This is a genomic window from Bradyrhizobium sp. PRIMUS42 (genome assembly GCF_023006515.1).
Lineage (GTDB): Bacteria > Pseudomonadota > Alphaproteobacteria > Rhizobiales > Xanthobacteraceae > Bradyrhizobium.
In genome coordinates this window covers 1-1625 of record NZ_JALBGZ010001038.1, presented here as the reverse complement: position 1 = coordinate 1625, position 1625 = coordinate 1, and the positions used below count along the sequence as shown (strand labels likewise).

The following is a 1625-nucleotide window of genomic DNA, read 5'->3' as shown; positions in this document are numbered from 1 at the left end:
GATCCGCCCCGTGGATGCGCAAGGTGTCGCCGACGCGATTCTGACCTGCCGGCAGGCGCGCCTGCCGTTCGTGCCGCAGGGCGGACTGACCGGGTTGTGCCGCGGCGCATCGCCCGAAGCGGGTTGGGTCGCGATCTCGCTGGAGCGCATGACCGGCATCGAGGAGATCGACCCTGCCTCGGCGACGATGACGGTGAAGGCAGGCACGCCGCTGGAGACGATCCAGAAGGCCGCCGACGAGGCCGGCTTCTTCTTCCCGCTCGACCTCGGCTCGCGCGGCTCCTGTGCGATCGGCGGCAATCTTTCGACCAATGCCGGCGGCAACCGCGTGATCCGCTACGGCATGACGCGCGAACTGGTGCTCGGCCTGGAAGTGGTGTTGCCCGACGGCACCGTCATGACCAACCTCAACAAGCTGATGAAGAACAATGCCGGCTACGATCTGAAGCATCTGTTCATCGGCTCCGAAGGCACGCTCGGCATCATCACCCGCGTGGTGCTAAAACTGTTCCCGAAGCCGCGCTCGACCATGGCCGCGCTGTGCGCGCTGAAGGACTATGCCGCAGTGATCGCGCTGCTCGACGCGGCGCGCAGCGGGCTCGGCCCGCTGCTGTCGGCATTCGAGGTGATGTGGCCGGACTATTGGGACGTGATCACGAATCGCGCCGGCGTGAAGCCGCCGGTCGGCGCAGGTCACGGCCTCTACGTGCTGGTCGAGGCGCAGGGCACCGACGAAAGCCTGGACGCGCCGCGGTTCGAGAGCTGGCTCGAAGAGCTGATGGAGCGCGGGCTGCTGACTGATGCTGCTGTCGCGCAATCGCTGGCGCAGACGCAGAGCTTCTGGCGCGTGCGCGACATCTGCGCCGAATTCGGCCAGGTGCTGGGCCCGCACATCTCCTACGACATCGGCCTTGCGGTTAAGCGGATGGACGAGTTCGTCACGCGGTGCAAGGCGGCGCTGGCTGACGGTATCGAGGGCTGCGAAAGCGTCTATTACGGCCATATCGGCGACGGCAATCTGCATCTGGTCTCCTGGGTCACCGGCCTTTCCGTCGAGCAGCAGCCGAAGGAAGAGATGGACACGATCATCTACGGTCTGGTCCGTGAGCTCGGCGGCAGCGTCTCCGCCGAGCACGGCATCGGCACGCTGAAGAAGAAGTGGCTGGGGCATGCCCGGAGCGAGGCCGAGATCGCGCTGATGCGGACGCTGAAGGCGGCGCTCGATCCCGATCACCTGCTCAATCCCGGCAAAGTCGTCTGAGAGAGCAGATGCGCTCGCTCAAGCTCGATACGCCGAAATCGCTGTCGCAGCGGGTGATGCAGCGGCTGCGGCAGGCGATCATCGACGGCGAGTTCGCGTTAGGGGCCGCCATATCCGAGGAGATGGTGGCGAATTCCTTCGGCGTCAGCCGCACGCCGGTACGCGAGGCCATGGGCCAGCTGCAGGCGCAAGGCCTCGTGGCGATCCGCCCGCAGGTCGGCAGCTTCGTGTTCACGCCGAGCGCCGATGACATCACCGCGCTCTGCACCTTCCGCATCGCGCTCGAGCCCCGGGCGGCCGAGCTCGCCTATCGCTGCGATCGCGACGGTGCGATCGCCTCGATGGGTGCGGCGATCGCGGCGAT

At 66.7% G+C, this 1625-nt stretch carries 2 protein-coding genes; both read left to right on the top strand.

Annotated features, from left to right (window positions below; genetic code table 11):
• On the top strand, positions 1 to 1261 hold a 1261-nt coding region (locus MOV75_RS37235; protein WP_247007893.1), incomplete at its 5' end, for an FAD-binding oxidoreductase.
• Between the two features lie 8 nt (positions 1262 to 1269).
• Positions 1270 to 1625: GntR family transcriptional regulator (locus tag MOV75_RS37230; protein WP_247007892.1), on the top strand; the 356-nt coding region annotated here is incomplete at its 3' end.